Origin of the sequence: Acaryochloris sp. IP29b_bin.137 (genome assembly GCF_028285745.1) — a bacterium.
Taxonomy (GTDB): Bacteria; Cyanobacteriota; Cyanobacteriia; order Thermosynechococcales; family Thermosynechococcaceae; genus Acaryochloris.
Genome location: NZ_JANQOP010000238.1, coordinates 1 through 15,545 on the forward strand (window position 1 = coordinate 1; position 15,545 = coordinate 15,545).

The window sequence follows — 15,545 nt, forward strand, 5'->3', positions numbered from 1 at the left end:
CGACCGCTCTACCACTGAGCTACTGAGGATAGCGAATCTCATACTAGCGATAAACCGATGACTTTGGCAAGGTTAATGTTCAGATCAAGAATCTGAAGAGCTAGCAGGTTGCTGTTGCAGCCAATCTTGACCCACCCGAATTGTTAAGTCCGAGCCTAAATCACCTGTAGAATTCGCTAGCAGTTGGCTGTCTGGGAGTAATGTTTGCAAATATTCTGCAGATTCTAGATCCCCCCATTGCGGAATGACCTGGGTTTTGGCAATAGAATGAGGCCAATCTTCATCGGCGTAATGGATATTGCTGAACCCCTGGCGTTGGAGGTATTCAACCATCACTGTATCCCCATCAGGAGAGTTTGAAGCGTTTTGAACCACTATTCTGATGTCTTGAATTTGGGAAGGGTCTCTAGCCACAATTTCATAGCCAACGGGCGGTGAGACCTCAAAATAGGTCTGCATGACTCGATCCATACCTGCCAAGTCCATCAGCCAAAAACTGAGCTCATATTCCTCTGGACCACTAAAACGGCCAGGGAGCAGCACCATTTGCAGATGCTCAGAATTGATTTGCAAGCCAAATTGCATCAAGGCCAGCATTTCCCCCACACTCAAATTCGAGTCAATATGCTTTTGCAAAACAGACAGAATTTGAGGAAGACGAGTCAACATAGCAGGATTAGCCATTTTCTTTTGCAAGGCTCTCAGCAAAATCTGTTGACGTTGGGCTCGGCCAATATCGCCTAAGTTTTTATTGCGAAATCGCACAAACCCCTCAGCCTCATCGCCGTTAAGTTTTTGCAATCCGGGTTTCAGATCAATCTTGAGCTTTTGCGTTTGATCTTCATATTGCATCGCAAACGGGACATGTACCTCAACCCCACCGACCACATCCACCAGCTCACGAAATGCCCCGGTACTCACTCGAACGTAGCGATCAATTTGGACATCATTCAGGGTTTTGCTGACCACCTCAGTGACCAAATCCGGTCCTCCCCACCAATTAGCTGAATTGATTTTGGTCAGTCCAACATCAGGAATCTCTACCCGAGTATCCCTAGGAATCGAAAGAATACTCACCCGATCATTGCCAGGATTTAGGCGAACCAGCAGCATGGTATCGCTGCGACTTTTAAAGGGGTCGTAGGTCTCCCCCTCTTCAGGCTTGTCTAAATTGAGATCAACGCCCATCACAATGATATTGACCGGGCGTGAAATCCCATAGCGTAGCCCTCCCTGAAACAGTTCGGGTAAAGAGACAGGGCCATCTTTTTCTCCCAAAAGGCGAAAAGGAGCCACCAACGCCAAGGTTGTGCCTAGCCCAACAGAAAAGGTCATAGCGACCGAAAAAGTTATCCCCCAACTCAGCCATCTCACTAACTTCCCCAACCGATTCTCCTTGAACGATGGGTTTGCCATTGCTTTTTTGTGCTGACGAGCAGATCTCGATCCACTTGCAGCTCGCTGTTTGGCTTTGCGTTTCGTGGGAAATGCTCCTTTTTTTACGTTGGCACTATCAAAGATATTATCGGCCACGGTAATTTTGTGTGAAGGGTTAACAAAGGGCGACGATTCTTGGCTTTCGACGGTTCCCTTTGCGCTTAACGCTACGATTCTACACAATTAGGTTTGTATGGCAAGGGGATTGGTTATATTGACTGACAGTTTACCCAGTTTCTTCTTAGAACTTAAGGTTATTAACTATGCAAGCCGTAATCATCGCTGGCGGAAAAGGAACAAGACTGTCACCCCTGACATTACGTCGTCCTAAACCCATGCTGCCCCTTTTTGAGCGTCCTTTTCTGAGTTGGATGGTGGAGCGGTGTAAAGAAGTCGGATTAACCGATATTTTGATGAATATTCGCTACCAGGCCACCCAAATTCAAGATTTTTTTGGGGATGGGCAACAGTTTGGTGTAAAGATTCGATACGTCATTGAAAAAGAGGCGTTGGATACAGCCGGAGCGATGAAGTTAGCAGAGCCATACTATACGGGAGAACCCTTGGTTGTTTTCAATGCTGATATCCTCACAAACCTCGATCTGCGGGCTTTGATGCAGGCTCATGAACAAACCAATGCTCAAGCCACTATTGCCTTGGCAAGGGTAGATGATCCCACTGCGTTTGGTTTAGTCGAGCTGAAAGATGTCACCGCCAGCGAGTATTCTTCCACTGGCACTATTCAGTCCTTCCGAGAGAAACCTACCCCTGAGGAAGCAGCTACTTTAGGCATTGATACGGTTAACGCAGGCACCTATGTGCTGAATCCCGAGATTTTTGCTCAGTATCCTGCCGATCAGCCCCTGAGTTTTGAACGAACGGTTTTTCCCAACCTTTTAGCGAGCCACCAGAAGATTTCTGGGTTGGTTTGGGAGGGTTATTGGATGGATCTCGGGACACCGGCTAAATTCTACGGGGCTCATTTAGATATTTTGCAGGGAAAGATGCCGTTCCCTTTACCAGAGGAGATGGAAGAACGTCAGCCCCAAGTCTGGGTCGCTAATAACGCCACCATCGATCCTGAAGCTAAGCTATCTGGGCCTTGCTTTGTGGGGGAGAACGCTAAGCTAGGTCCTCAGGCAGAGATCTCTAGCGGGGTAATCTTAGGGGCCTGTGGGTTAATTGACCGACCCTTGTCACCCGGTATCTATCCCCCTGGAACAGTTGCTGTATAGATGTTAGGTATTAGGTAGGATAACGGCTTTGATGGTTTTGCGATCGCGCATATCTGCAAACACCTGCCCCAGGTTATTGAGGGGTTGGGTATCGTTCAGGAGTTGTTCGAAAGGCAGCTTCTGACTGGCTAACAAGGCTAGCGATTCTCTCACAAAGGTGGGGGTGTTGTGAAAGACCCCTTTTAAGGTCAATTCACCGTAGTGCAATAAATTGGTATTGACGGTGATACTCGTATCCCGAGGACATCCCCCAAATAAATTGATAGTTGCCCCTGGACGACCACAGGAAATGGCCGTTTCCCAGACGCTAGGCACTCCTGTTGCTTCGATCACCACATCAGCCCCGTAGTTTTCAGTTAGCTCAAAAGTGGTAGCTGATAAATCCGTGTGATGGTGATTAAAAATATGGGTAGCGCCTAGTTTCTGTCCCAGTTGCAACCGCTGATCGGACCCACCGAATAAAATTACCTCTGCGCCTCGATGGGCTAAAACTCCCACAAACATCAGACCAATGGCTCCATCTCCAATCACAACCACTCGTTGAGGGGGAGAATCGGGGTGATCAGACCTAAAACCAGAGCGGTCAATGCCATGCAAAACACAGGCCAAGGGCTCAGTTAAAGAGGCAACGGCTGTCGATACACGTTCTGGGATAGGGAGCAGGTTCTGCTCCACAATGGCAGCTGGAATCCGTAAATATTGGGCAAATGTCCCGTTATTAAAGGTTAAATCTGTACAGAGGGAATATTCTTGTCGTTGGCAAAAAAAGCAGTGCCCACAGGGGGCTGAATTATTAGCAACAACGCGATCGCCAACGGACCAACCTTGAACCCCTGTTCCTATAGCCACAATTTGGCCCGCTGCTTCATGACCAAAGAGTGTAGGCGGCTTGAGCATTTTGGCATGGCCCCCGCGTCGCCACACCTTCAAGTCCGTGCCACAGGTTGTAGCCACATCCACTTGAATCACCACTTCTCCCGGATCGGGAGTTGGATCTGGAACTGTTTCTAGGCGGAGATCGGTTTGGCCATGTAATACCGCTGCTAGCACGTTAATTTCAGTCCTCTATTCAGCTCCATCATCTTAACGGGAATCGCTGAATTCTTTGTCTTGTGCTGACCTGAAACTCATAGATCAACTGCTAAAGGTTGTTTTATTATGAAGTCCCTCACCCATTATCTAGAGATTCGCTAAGGTTTAAGGGGTAAGCCTGCGTAACCCTTTCATTACGTCTATGGGCTTCTCGCTAAAGGCTGCCTATAGTAGTTCAGCCAGCACCCTAAACGTCAATTCAAGATCGGTATTTGTGATCTATGGATTTTGATCATATTCGTTTCTATGCTCATGATGCGAAGCAATGCCGTCGTTGGTTTACCAACGTTCTAGGGTTCCAATATCTCGGTAACGCCACAACGTCTAATCAACAGGTTGAAGTCGTCTTTTCAGAGGCCATTGTCTGTATTATTGTCAGTCCCTTGAATCAGGCTGGCCCGGCTGCACAATACCTCCAGCAACATCCACCTGGCGTGGTCGATTTGGCTTTTCGGGTATCCGATGTTGAGGCTACCCTCACCCGTGCTGTGCAGAAGGGCGTAACCCTGTTGCACCCCTTGACTGAAGAGCAGCAAGACAACGGTACGTTGGTTTGGGGCAGAGTTAAAGGATGGGGGACATTAGAACATACGTTAGTGGAGCGAAAAGGCCAAACCTCAATTTTGCCATCTGACCTCATTCCACTCTCAGCCCAAGCGCTATCAAAGGTTGAAATGAGTCGGCGTTTATTCAAGCAGATTGATCATAGCGTTTTGAACGTTGGTAAAGATCAATTGCAAACTGCTGTGAATTGGTATCAGAAAGTATTTGGATTTGAAACCCACCGATACTTTGATATTCAAACGCGTCGTTCGGGTCTGCGCAGTGAAGTGTTAACTCATCCCCAGGGTCAGGTTAAGTTTCCGATTAATGAGCCGACTTCAGACAACTCCCAAATTCAAGAATTTCTGGATTTCAATCAAGGGCCTGGCATTCAACATATTGCCTTGGGAACCTCAAATATTCTAGATACGGTCTCTCAACTCAAAAGCCAAGGACTATCCCTTCTAGATATTCCACCAAGCTATTACCAACAACTACGGCACCAGTTCGCCCAGGCTCACATCAACTGGTCAGCTCTAGAGCAACACCAGATTCTAGCTGATTTTGAGGAGGACGCCAAAGCTGGGATTCTATTGCAAACCTTCACAAAGCCTATTTTTCAGCAGCCTACCTTTTTCTTTGAGATTATTGAGCGCCAGCGACAGGCCCAAGGGTTCGGACAGCGAAACTTTCTGGCCCTGTTTCAGGCTATTGAGCGAGAACAACAGAAACGAGGAGTGTTGCTATAGATTGTCCTGGGTTTGCTGTCGTTGGCGAACTAAAGTGGCAGCGAGTTGAATCGCAGCAATCATACTCGTGGGATCTGCAATCCCCTTGCCAGCAATATCGAAAGCTGTGCCGTGGTCTGGAGATGTGCGGACAAAGGGTAGACCAATAGTTGTATTAACAGCTCGATCAAAAGCCATCAGCTTAACGGGAATTAAGCCTTGGTCATGATAGAGAGCTAAATAAGCGTCATAAGTTTTAGGTTGTGCTGTTTTATCACGGGGACCATACCAAGCTTGCCCTGGCCCTACCCATAGGGTGTCGGGGGGAATGGGATCCGATAAAGTCAGGTCAGGATGTTGCGATCTCATCTCCCGTATCCACGGAATCAGCCAATCGATTTCCTCTCGCCCCAACTGCCCCTGTTCGCCGCTGTGGGGATTCAGACCTGCGATCGCAACCCTCGGACGCTCTATACCGAACTCACGCTGTAGAGTCTTCTTCAGCAGTCCCACCTTCATTGTCAGTAACTGAGGCGAAAGTTGGCGAGGAACCTCCGATAAAGGGATATGGGTCGTTGCCAGTAAGGTCCGAAGCTGCCAACCAGTATAGGGAGAGGAGCCCACAAAGAACATGCCATATTTCGTAGTCTGAGACCGCTCTGCCAAATATTCTGTTTGTCCTGGGTAATCATGTCCTGCTGCCTTCCAGGCCGACTTAGCAATCGGCCCCGTGACAATGCCATCAAATGTTCCTTCAAGAGCCTCCGAGATAGCCATAGACAAATACTGAAAACTGGCCGCGCCCGTCTGAGCCGAAGGCTGCCCCCATGTAGTGGAGGATAGGTTCAGTTCTATCTCTAGGAATTGGAGGTCTTGAGGATGGACAAGACTGCTCCTGTTATTCAACCCCGATTGTTCTTTGAGATGTTTATAAGCAGCCTCAAATGAGGACCGCTCCCCAATCACGCAAATACTAGCGGCGTCATTCAGGAGCGGCAAACTCAATGCTTTCAGGACAACCTCAGGCCCTATTCCTGCTGGATCACCCACAGGGATAGCAAGACGGGGTATAGGATGAGATTCAATCATGGAGACGAGATATCATCCTTAAGTTGTATACTCGCTGAGGGACGAACACTAGGCGGGAGAAGCGCTGTCCTCCGGAGCTGCGGTTGCTTCACCTGCAGAAGTATCTGCCTCGGCTTGCCCACCTTCTTGCTGGGCCATCATTTGCTGTCGGTACCGTTCAGCCATCTCCTCCGCTTTGTCATAGACGAGCTGAGGATTCTTGACCATATCACCAGGTTCGGGCTCTAACTGCTTGGTGGAGAGGGAGATCCGACCCCGCTCAGCATCCAAATCAATAATCATCACCTTCAGATCATCGTTGACATTAAAGACGCTGTGAGGCGTGTCGATGTGGTCGTGGGAAATTTCGGAAATGTGCAGTAGACCACTGACGCCACCAATATCGATAAAAGCACCGTAGGGCTTGATACCGCGCACCGTGCCAATCACGACTTCGCCGACTTCCAGACGGTTCATCTTCCGCTCAACCAAGGCTCTACGATGGCTTAGCACAAGGCGATTGCGTTCTTCATCCACCTCTAGAAACTTGAGGGGTAGTTCTTCACCAATTAAATCTTCTTTAGTGGCTCGGGTACTGATATGAGAGCCGGGAATAAATCCACGCAGTCCTTCAATTCTAACTAAGGCACCCCCCCGGTTGGTCGCAAATACAGAAGAGCGAACAGTTGCATCTTCCGTTTGCAGTTGACGAACTCGCTCCCATGCCCGCATATACTCAATACGGCGAATCGAAAGCGTCAGCTGCCCATCTTCATTCTCATCTGCAAGAATGAAAAACTCACGGGTCTCATTGGATTGCAAAACCTCATCTGGGTCCTCAATCCGATTAATGGACATTTCCTGGATAGGAATGTAAGCTGCTGTCTTGGCACCAATGTCAATCAGAGCCCCTCTGGGTTCCAGACTAAAGACCGTACCTGCCACAACGTCGCCGGGATTGAAGTGATAATCGTACTTGTCCAGTAAAGCGGCGAAATCGTCATGAGTAAAGCCAATATCTGGCAGTGTGGTTTCCCGATTGACCATTCTCTAATATTCCTAGGTGTTTCTTACTAATGGTGGATAATGACGTCTCCTTTGTCCGTAAGGACCTGTGTTTTAGGAGATTCAGGGTGATGTCAAGAAGGTTCTTGACATCTATCTAGCAAAATTTGGCACTAGATCTATCATCCTAGCGCAATATCTGTAACCTAAACGATCATTTCTAGGTTTTCCTACAAAGTCTTAGGGGCTCAGTCATACCGCTGACCCGTATGCTCAGTGGCTTTGATGGGCCGCTGCATAGGATGTACCTTGCTGTATCGACTGCTCTTCTTCCTGAAGTGGCCTTGGGGGAGGGATGTCAGCTGTATTAGACTCCTTTAGCTGGTCCAATTCATCCACAAAATCTCTGATACCCCGAAACTGCCGATAAACGGAAGCAAAGCGCACATAAGCAACTTCACTCAGTATTTTTAGCTTTGACAATACCGTTTCCCCTAACTGGGTACTGGTGACTTCCTTCAACGCTTTTTGTTGCAATTCAGCTTCGACATCATCAACCAGCGTTTCAAGTTGAACAGCAGGGAGACCCGTCTTTTCACAAGCAGTCATAATGCCTTTCAGCAACTTTGACCGATCGAACAATTCTCGATCTTGATTCCGTTTAATGACGATAATGGGGACAAATTCAATCCGTTCATAGGTCGTAAAACGTCGATTGCACTGGAGGCATTCCCGTCGACGCCGAACACTCTGGCCTGCTTCCGCAGACCGAGATTCCAAAACCCTACTATCCGTATGCTGACAAAAAGGGCATTGCATACTGGTTATCCCTCTGTCGTTGAGTGCCTAAACCTTGATAACCAAAGCTAAGGAGAAGTCGCCCTTCGCTTGACGTATTTGCGATAAAAAAATAGTTCAAGGCTTACACAAGTCACTTAAGTACTGTGCCCATTCTACTGCCAAGGCTACCTCTGTGAATGGGATCTGCATACCTTGTTCTCCACCTTGTCGGAACAACTGCAACTGGATCTGTTTCGGATTTTTTGCCTGAATATCAACACTAAGGGGTTGACCATCCACTAAAACCTGAACAGTGTCAATATCTCTAATATCACAACTTTTTAGGTGGGTAGGGCCATCCGGCGTGGGCAACCCCCATGTTATGATTTGCCCTTTTTGTCCCAAAACAGCATAAATATCGTATTTGGCACGTTCGAAGGATTTTGCCCATAAACGATAGGCTTCAACTTTGCGATACTCAAGCCATCCCGCTCTTACTAACCCCATAAAAACGCCAAGCAAGGCCAACCAGACTAGCCCTTCTGTCATAACGGATGCCTACATCGGCATGAACTTAATGATTGCGAAGACACCAGAGCTGTACTAGGAATAGATTGAGCTACGCAATCCGTATTCCTAGTACTCATCTTGTTATGAGGGTCTGTTAATCAATCCAAATTGATTGATAGTTGGGATCGCCCAAGAAAGGAACGGTCCCTGTAGCTGGGTAGTGATCATCGCTAGGGGCAAAGATACGGCCCACAGCCTCAGATAAGTATTTAATCCCTTGAGATAGTAATTTAATGAGTTTCATATTCGACTCCCATAGACGACATCGATGAATGGAAAGTCTTGATTCCCATTCACATTAGACCCAAAGGTCACAATCTCATACTCTGATCATAACTTGGGTGATTAGTTATTTTAATAAGTCTGATTACTCTGAATATATATCTTTAATAAGAAACATAAAATAAGACTGCAAATCTTGAAGCTTCATCAAAATCCTGCGCTTTTAAGTGGTGTTTTATCCCATCGTTCTCAATTAAGTGCTTGACGATGGATGTTTTTCGGGGCATGATGATATTCGCAATCAGGGGTTATAGCTCAGTTGGTAGAGCACCTCAATGGCATTGAGGGGGTCAGCGGTTCGAATCCGCTTAACTCCATTTCATTAAATCCCTGAAGCTACTGAGGATGCTACGGGTTTAACCCGTGTTTCTCATGCCAGCGGCGATGCCGTTAATGGTAAGCAAAGCCCCTCTGAGCAGGTCTTTATCATTGACATTGCCAGATCCTTGCGCCACACTATGTTGGCGCTGGTACTGTCTCAATCGTTTCAGCAGTGACACCTGTAAAAAGCCCAAAGGCACAATGGAACCATTGCGCAGGTGAACGGAACGCTTAAGGTTGGGATCTCCATCCAAGAGCTGCTGATGACCTGTAATTTTGGAAACCATTTCTCGGGTTAAGTAATACTCTTGGGCGATTTGTTCAAATAATCGTTCAAAACGATCGACGTCTTCAGATACCGTTAATTCCTGAAGATAGTGATGAGCAATTTGTAAATCAACCTTTGCAAGCGTCATCTCCACTTTGGAAATCACCATCTTAAAGAACGGCCACTTGCCATAGAAGTATTGCAAGAGGGTTAAGTGCTCAGCAGACTTTTCATCTAGAAAATCTTGGAGCGCGGTACCCACCCCATACCAAGCGGGTAAAAGAAAACGACTCTGGGTCCAACTAAACACCCAGGGAATAGCCCGCAATCCATCTAATGTCCTTCGATTGTCTGCTCGCCTTCGGGCAGGTCGAGCAGCATGCTGCAATTGGCTAATCTCGTTGATAGGAGTCACTTCATAGAAAAAATCCACCAAGTCTTCCTGTTCATGGATCAAGGCTCGGTATCGTTTGCGAGATCGCGCCGCTAAGTCCTCCATAATTTCATGCCAGGGTTCAATGCTATCCATCGTGGATCGCAACAGGCTGGACTGGATCACCGCGGTAGAGATGGTTTCCAAGTTATACAGGGCTAATTCGGGTAACGAATATTTAGAGGCCACCACTTCGCCCTGTTCAGTAATTTTGATGCGGCCATTGACGCTATAACCGGGTTGAGCGAGAATCGCTTCGTAGGCAGGGCCACCTCCTCGCCCTACCGATCCTCCACGACCATGGAAAATACGCAGGGAGATGCCATAGGGTTCAGCCGTCGCCTGGAGTCGCTGTTGCGCTTTGTAGATCTCCCAATTGCTGCTGAGAAAGCCTGAATCCTTATTGCTATCCGAATATCCCAGCATAATCTCTTGCAAAGACAGAGGCGCTGGCGGGTCATCGGCTGATGCAGAGGAAGGGACTGGGGGCGCCAGAGAATCAACCAAATAGTTCCGATACAGCGGTAACTCAAACAATTGGGTCATCACGCTAGGGGCTCGCTTCAAATCATCCACCGTTTCAAATAGGGGAATCGCATGAAGCGTTCCGGTCGCCGTGGTGGGATCGAAGAGTCCAGACTCCTTGGCTAAAAGCAACACCTCCAACAGGTCACTCGCCTCATGGCTCATGCTGATGATATACGTGCGACAAATCTCAACTCCAAACTCCTCCTGCAGCCGCCGAATCATGCGGAAGGTATTGATCAGTTCCTGGGTTTTGTCAGAGAAGGGGAGTTCAGGCGGAATAAGGGGGCGACGGGTTTGTAATTCCTTGACGAGCCAATTCCATCGTTCCGCTTCCGACAGCTCGTTGTAAGGCTTGGGTAAAAGCTGCAGATAATCCACTATTTCAGTGATCGCGTCCGAGTGACAAGCGCTTTCCTGGCGAATATCTAACTGGGTCAGATTAAAACCAAAAATTTCGACTTGCCCCATCAAGTTATCTAATTCGCGGCAATGAATCCCCGTGGCTTGGAGGTTCTCTTGCACAATGTGGAGTTCCGCTAAAAAACGACGGGCTGTTGGGTAATAGATTTGATCATTCATCCCTTGCGGATGCATCGACTGGGAGAAATCAACCAGTTGCGCCTGTTGCTGATTGCGATCGCGTGTGTTTTCCAGTCGCTTGAGAATATAGGAAAGCTTAAACCGATACGGTTCTCCCAAAAAACGAATTGACAGCTTGTCGTACACCTCTGGCATTTGCAGCTGATCCTGGCCCAAGGACTTTTCCAAGCCAGGCGGGACTTCACTCCAGTACTGGGATAACGTCAATAAGTTGATCAGTTTCTTGACCGCCTCAATATATTTTTCGAGGACTAAATTTCGTTGATAGCAGGCGGTTTGCCAGGTTATTCCCGGGGTGACATTGGGATTGCCATCCCGATCAGACCCCACCCAGGATCCGAACTGGCAAAAGTTATGCCGAGGAGGCGTTAGCTTCGGAAAGACCTGCTGTAAATGTTGGGTCAAACGATGATAAAGCTGTGGAATCGCATCAAATAGAACTTCCCGAAAATAGTGCAAGCTGTATTCGACCTCATCCAAAACCGTGGGTCTAAATTGATGGAGCTCATCGGTCCGCCACCAAAAACGCACCTCTTCCGTGAGTTCAGCCTGCAGCGCATCTACTTCCCAGTGAGAACGGGTGTTATTCGCTAAACCTGTTTCCGCTTCATCTAATTTACTGAGGATGCGGGCAATTCGTCGTTGCTTGGCCCGAATGGTTTGCCGCACAATTTCGGTGGGATGGGCAGTAAAAACCAATTTAATATCCAAGGTCTGAATAATATTTTGGATGTGGCGGGGAGGAACATTTAACTGTTTCAATTTAGGGAATAACCAACCGAATGTTCCCGCATTGGGTTCACGCAAATTGGTATCGAACAAACTGGGCTCAGGGAGATGAGCCCCACCGTTGTGCTGGGCCTGTTCTGAAGGGATTGCAATTGAAGACCTTCCTCCATTGTCCAGATGAGTCTGGAGCGCGGCCTGGGCGGTTCCCCTCGTTCGGATAATACTTTCCTCTTGCTCATAATGTTGCTCAACAATGTTGATGAGCTGAAAATAGAGTGCAAAAGCTCTCGCAGCCCGAATGGCTTCGTCCAGTTTGAGCTTTTCGACTACTTTGAGAACTTCAGCTTCAGGCACTCTAGGGGCTTGTCCTTCCGGTGAGCACATGGACCGCAGTTGCCGAAGGAGATCAACTAACTCTTGTCCACACTCATCTTTGAGGACAGCTTCCAACAAGTCTTCAATCACCTTAATGCGATGGAGGAGTAACGACTCTATTCGTGTGGGGCGAACGGGGTGGGGATAGACACGGTCGAGGGTAGAACGCATAGCGTATCAACTCAGATAGTAATAATTCGTGGAGGGAGGGTACTGAAGACAATTGAAGGTGATTGGGGATCTGAATGGGTTGATACCCTCAGCAGAAAAAGGTCATAGAGACAGACAAGATAGGTCTACCACAATTCTAGGGGGTAAACCTCTGATTACAACTGTTACCCAGGCACAGATCTCAAAGCCAAGTTCTGATGATTCCAGCGATTGGTGGGATGGGAGATGTTTACTGATGGGTGACTTTCATGGATGAGTAACCATAAAGGGCTATTTTTAGGACTTAATGTTGATCAATCATCTTCATTAGGCGTTGAATGACCATTTTTGATTGTTTTCTCCTACTAGAAGGGTTTCAATCCTAAGTCTGGGAAAGACCGTCCATCCGCTTAATCTGAAATCTCCACAAACGGCAAGGCAATCCCGTGAAAGATGCTTTCAAACCAACCTCCAAAGGTGAGAACACATTGAGAAAGCTGTTGTTGCGCCAACAATCCCACTAATAAGGGCAATATAGCCAGGCTGATCAGGAGTTCTAATTGTTGAGGTTTCAACAATAGAGGCTGGGAGGGAGGGGGGAAATGGGTGGGGGAGAACATATTAAGCTCCTTCTCGGTATTAATTAACTTAAGGCCCAATCTTTTGCCCAAGCCAGGATTTTGGCAACGCGATCAGGCTGGTGGGACTCACAATAGAGACGCAGAACGGGCTCAGTTCCACTAAAACGAATCAATAGCCAGCTCTGATCGGCTAAGCAAAACTTAAAACCATCAATAGAAAGTACATCAGTGACTTCTGTATCTAAAACTTGCTTAAAAGGGGCCGTTTGCAATTGATCCATCAGCTGCTGTTTATCGGCATCTGAAGATAACGGGAGATCGATCCGATCATAGAAACTAGTAAACCCTGTTTTCGTTTGTAGCTGGTGGTATAAATGCGTTAGATCTTGCCCGGTTTGGGCAGCCGCTTCCAGTAAATATAGGGCGGATAGCAGACCATCCCGTTCGGGGATGTGAGTCCCATATCCAATCCCCCCGGATTCTTCACCCCCAATCAAAACGGCTTCAGCGGATAGCATATGATCCGCAATATATTTATAGCCAATGGGCGTTTCATGCAAGGGGAGCTGGTAGAGGGCTGCAACTCGGGGAATCAAGTCTGAACCACTGATAGTTTTGATTACCTCACCCTGAAACTGCCGACGAGCCGCTAGATGCTCAATTAGAATCGGAATTAAAATTTGGGAACTGAGGAAATTGCCTTGACCATCCATTGCCGCAATCCGATCTCCATCCCCATCAAAGATAAAGCCTACTACTGCCTCATCTGTAGGTGCTTGCTGGCCATGGGTTTGGATGGATTGAATCAGTGTTCCTAAATATTTGGGCAGGGGCTCGGGGGCACCGCCTTCAAATAACGGATCGCGATCGCAATTCAGTTCCTTGATATCGGCAGACAGCAATCTTTGCAAGCCACTAGCGGTTGCCCCATGCATGGTATCCACAAACACCGTAAGTTGCTTCTGGTCAATGGCCTGATTGATCACCTTCATGTCAACCTTCGATTGCAGAACCTGGCAATAATCTGGCCAGGGATCAAAGGTATCCAATGTTCCCGCTTCAGTAGAGGTAGAAACGGGAGCCTTAGCCAAGCGATCTTGAATAGCTTGAGTGACAACAGGAGGAACCGAACCGCCAAATGCCCCTTTCACCTTAAGGCCAGAATAAATCCCAGGATTATGGCTAGCGGTAATCACAAGGGCACCAAGGGCTTGGCGGTGATAGGCAGCCCAACTGAAGGCGGGGGTGGGGGCAAAGGTGTTGGATAACAGCACATCAAACCCGGCCTGTTGGACGGCTTCGGCTGTGGCTTGGGCAAATTCTTCGGAGAGAAACCGGCGATCGTATCCCACGATCACTAGGTGGTGAGTATCAGCACTGCCATAGGTTTCTGCTAGGATTTGGGCGGCGATCGGGGCAACCTGGATCAGCTGCTCGAAGGTGAATTCTTTGGCAATCACGCCACGCCAGCCATCGGTTCCAAATTTAATTGAGGATGCTAAATCATTAGGCATAGGGAATCCGCCAGGATACTGTCTCTACATCCTACACACCAAAAGTTAACCCGCAATTACTAACAAAACTTAATCTTTAGTTTATGATTTTGAGTGAACCGCAGTTTAGGGAGGTTTATTTTGACTCAACACCCAGATGCCATCGCGCCACATGGTGGCTCACTCATTCATCGGGTTGCCTCTGAGGCCCAAAAACAGGACCTGCTTGCCAAGGGCGATAACTTACCCCGTGTACAGCTTGATAAGCGAGCAACCTCTGATTTGGAAATGATTGCCATTGGTGGTTTTAGCCCACTTGCTGGTTTTATGGGGCAGGCGGACTATGAGCAAGTCGTTCATCACATGCACCTGGAGAATGGGTTACCTTGGTCAATTCCGGTGACCTTATCCGTTGATGAAGCAGTGGCTGCTGCCCTCAATATTGGTGACTGGGTTCGCCTAGATGACTCAACGGGTGCTTTTGTGGGTGTCCTCGAATTGACCGAAAAATACACCTATGACAAGACTCAGGAAGCGGTCCAAGTCTATAAAACAGACGAGATGAAGCATCCTGGCGTTAAAGTGGTGTTTGAGCAGGGTGCTGTTAATCTTGCAGGTCCAGTTTGGTTGCTGGAGCGTCAGCCCCACCCCCAGTTTCCAGCGTATCAAATTGACCCGGCTGCCTCCCGTCAACTGTTCCGTGAAAAGGGTTGGAAAACAATTGTTGGATTCCAAACACGGAATCCTATTCATCGCGCCCATGAATATATTCAAAAATGTGCGTTAGAAACCGTAGATGGATTGTTCTTACATCCTTTGGTAGGCGCAACCAAGAGTGATGATATTCCGGCTGATGTGCGGATGCGCTGCTACGAAATTATGATGGAGCATTATTTCCCGAAGGATCGGGTCATTCTGGCGATTAACCCAGCTGCCATGCGCTATGCGGGTCCCCGCGAAGCAATTTTCCATGCGTTGGTCCGCAAGAACTATGGCTGTACTCACTTTATTGTGGGCCGCGACCATGCAGGTGTAGGGGATTACTATGGCACCTATGATGCCCAGCATATTTTCGATACCTTAGATGCTCAGGCATTGGGGATTACGCCCATGAAGTTTGAGCATGCGTTTTACTGCAAGAAGACCCTGTCAATGGCAACTACGAAAACCAGCCCCAGCGGGCCGGAAGATCGGGTGCATCTGTCCGGGACCAAAGTCCGAGAGATGTTGCGACGAGGGGAGCTCCCCCCACCTGAGTTTTCTCGCCCAGAAGTGGCTGCTGAATTGGCGGCGGCGATGAAAGCTTAAGCCTTGCTTCCACAAACGG

The 15,545-nt window shown here is 48.1% G+C and carries 13 protein-coding genes and 1 tRNA gene; 4 read left to right on the forward strand and 10 right to left on the reverse strand.

Annotation, left to right across the window (positions count from 1 at the left end; genetic code table 11):
* Nucleotides 1-84: 84 nt before the first annotated feature.
* Nucleotides 85-1,335, reverse strand: a complete 1,251-nt coding sequence (locus tag Q0991_RS16870) for an LCP family protein (protein WP_299490421.1) — start codon at nucleotides 1,333-1,335, stop codon at nucleotides 85-87.
* 365 nt (nucleotides 1,336-1,700) lie between these two features.
* Here Q0991_RS16870 and Q0991_RS16875 point away from each other — a divergent pair, with 365 nt between their 5' ends.
* Nucleotides 1,701-2,672, forward strand: coding sequence for an NDP-sugar synthase (locus tag Q0991_RS16875; RefSeq protein WP_299490422.1), 972 nt, complete (start codon nucleotides 1,701-1,703; stop codon nucleotides 2,670-2,672).
* Nucleotides 2,673-2,675: 3 nt separating this feature from the next.
* On the opposite strand, the gene Q0991_RS16880 is transcribed toward Q0991_RS16875, so the two are convergent.
* Nucleotides 2,676-3,722 (reverse strand): alcohol dehydrogenase catalytic domain-containing protein, encoded by a 1,047-nt coding sequence (locus Q0991_RS16880; protein WP_299490423.1) that lies wholly within the window; start codon nucleotides 3,720-3,722, stop codon nucleotides 2,676-2,678.
* Between the two features lie 263 nt (nucleotides 3,723-3,985).
* Between Q0991_RS16880 and hppD the strand changes: the two genes are divergently transcribed.
* A complete protein-coding gene (gene hppD / locus Q0991_RS16885; protein ID WP_299490424.1) occupies nucleotides 3,986-5,056 on the forward strand; it encodes a 4-hydroxyphenylpyruvate dioxygenase in 1,071 nt (356 codons plus the stop codon).
* Here the strand turns inward: hppD and pdxA are convergent.
* The 5 genes from pdxA to Q0991_RS16910 form a co-directional block, all read right to left on the reverse strand.
* Nucleotides 5,051-6,124 carry a 4-hydroxythreonine-4-phosphate dehydrogenase PdxA gene (pdxA, locus tag Q0991_RS16890; RefSeq protein ID WP_366524983.1) on the reverse strand — a complete coding sequence of 358 codons (1,074 nt, stop codon included), beginning with the start codon at nucleotides 6,122-6,124 and terminating at the stop codon, nucleotides 5,051-5,053. The two genes, hppD and pdxA, sit on opposite strands and share 6 nt — an antisense overlap.
* 48 nt (nucleotides 6,125-6,172) lie before the next feature.
* Nucleotides 6,173-7,150: a 30S ribosomal protein S1 gene (locus Q0991_RS16895; protein ID WP_299490425.1), complete on the reverse strand. Its 978-nt coding sequence runs from the start codon at nucleotides 7,148-7,150 to the stop codon at nucleotides 6,173-6,175.
* Between the two features lie 231 nt (nucleotides 7,151-7,381).
* A complete protein-coding gene (gene nrdR / locus Q0991_RS16900) occupies nucleotides 7,382-7,927 on the reverse strand; it encodes a transcriptional regulator NrdR (RefSeq protein WP_299490426.1) in 546 nt (181 codons plus the stop codon).
* A 96-nt stretch (nucleotides 7,928-8,023) separates the two neighbouring features.
* The gene (locus tag Q0991_RS16905) at nucleotides 8,024-8,437 is read right to left on the reverse strand and encodes a hypothetical protein (RefSeq protein WP_299490427.1); all 414 of its coding nucleotides are present in this window, start codon (nucleotides 8,435-8,437) and stop codon (nucleotides 8,024-8,026) included.
* Between the two features lie 115 nt (nucleotides 8,438-8,552).
* Nucleotides 8,553-8,702 (reverse strand): hypothetical protein, encoded by a 150-nt coding sequence (locus Q0991_RS16910; protein WP_299490429.1) that lies wholly within the window; start codon nucleotides 8,700-8,702, stop codon nucleotides 8,553-8,555.
* Nucleotides 8,703-8,984: 282 nt separating this feature from the next.
* On the opposite strand from Q0991_RS16910, the gene Q0991_RS16915 reads away from it, so the two are divergent.
* Nucleotides 8,985-9,057: transfer RNA gene (locus tag Q0991_RS16915), tRNA-Ala, on the forward strand.
* 39 nt (nucleotides 9,058-9,096) lie between these two features.
* Here Q0991_RS16915 and ppc read toward each other — a convergent pair.
* The 3 genes from ppc to Q0991_RS16930 all read right to left on the reverse strand — a co-directional run bounded on the left by ppc (nucleotide 9,097) and on the right by Q0991_RS16930 (nucleotide 14,239).
* Entirely contained in the window at nucleotides 9,097-12,165 is a 3,069-nt protein-coding gene (ppc, locus tag Q0991_RS16920) for a phosphoenolpyruvate carboxylase (RefSeq protein ID WP_299490431.1), read from the reverse strand.
* Nucleotides 12,166-12,554: 389 nt separating this feature from the next.
* Nucleotides 12,555-12,764, reverse strand: coding sequence for a hypothetical protein (locus tag Q0991_RS16925; protein ID WP_299490433.1), 210 nt, complete (start codon nucleotides 12,762-12,764; stop codon nucleotides 12,555-12,557).
* Between the two features lie 23 nt (nucleotides 12,765-12,787).
* Entirely contained in the window at nucleotides 12,788-14,239 is a 1,452-nt protein-coding gene (locus Q0991_RS16930; RefSeq protein WP_299490435.1) for a phosphoglucomutase/phosphomannomutase family protein, read from the reverse strand.
* A 120-nt stretch (nucleotides 14,240-14,359) separates the two neighbouring features.
* Between Q0991_RS16930 and sat the strand changes: the two genes are divergently transcribed.
* Entirely contained in the window at nucleotides 14,360-15,526 is a 1,167-nt protein-coding gene (gene sat, locus Q0991_RS16935) for a sulfate adenylyltransferase (RefSeq protein WP_299490437.1), read from the forward strand.
* The last annotated feature ends 19 nt before the right edge of the window (nucleotides 15,527-15,545 follow it).

Bases quoted from the DNA above. Each gene is read 5' to 3' on its own strand.
- Q0991_RS16870 (WP_299490421.1), bottom strand. From the start codon at position 1,335: ATGACCTTTTCTGTTGGGCTAGGCACAACCTTGGCGTTGGTGGCTCCT.
- Q0991_RS16875 (WP_299490422.1), top strand. From the start codon at position 1,701: ATGCAAGCCGTAATCATCGCTGGCGGAAAAGGAACAAGACTGTCACCC.
- hppD (WP_299490424.1), top strand. From the start codon at position 3,986: ATGGATTTTGATCATATTCGTTTCTATGCTCATGATGCGAAGCAATGC.
- pdxA (WP_366524983.1), bottom strand. From the start codon at position 6,124: ATGATTGAATCTCATCCTATACCCCGTCTTGCTATCCCTGTGGGTGAT.
- Q0991_RS16895 (WP_299490425.1), bottom strand. From the start codon at position 7,150: ATGGTCAATCGGGAAACCACACTGCCAGATATTGGCTTTACTCATGAC.
- nrdR (WP_299490426.1), bottom strand. From the start codon at position 7,927: ATGCAATGCCCTTTTTGTCAGCATACGGATAGTAGGGTTTTGGAATCT.
- Q0991_RS16905 (WP_299490427.1), bottom strand. From the start codon at position 8,437: ATGACAGAAGGGCTAGTCTGGTTGGCCTTGCTTGGCGTTTTTATGGGG.
- Q0991_RS16910 (WP_299490429.1), bottom strand. From the start codon at position 8,702: ATGAAACTCATTAAATTACTATCTCAAGGGATTAAATACTTATCTGAG.
- ppc (WP_299490431.1), bottom strand. From the start codon at position 12,165: ATGCGTTCTACCCTCGACCGTGTCTATCCCCACCCCGTTCGCCCCACA.
- Q0991_RS16925 (WP_299490433.1), bottom strand. From the start codon at position 12,764: ATGTTCTCCCCCACCCATTTCCCCCCTCCCTCCCAGCCTCTATTGTTG.
- Q0991_RS16930 (WP_299490435.1), bottom strand. From the start codon at position 14,239: ATGCCTAATGATTTAGCATCCTCAATTAAATTTGGAACCGATGGCTGG.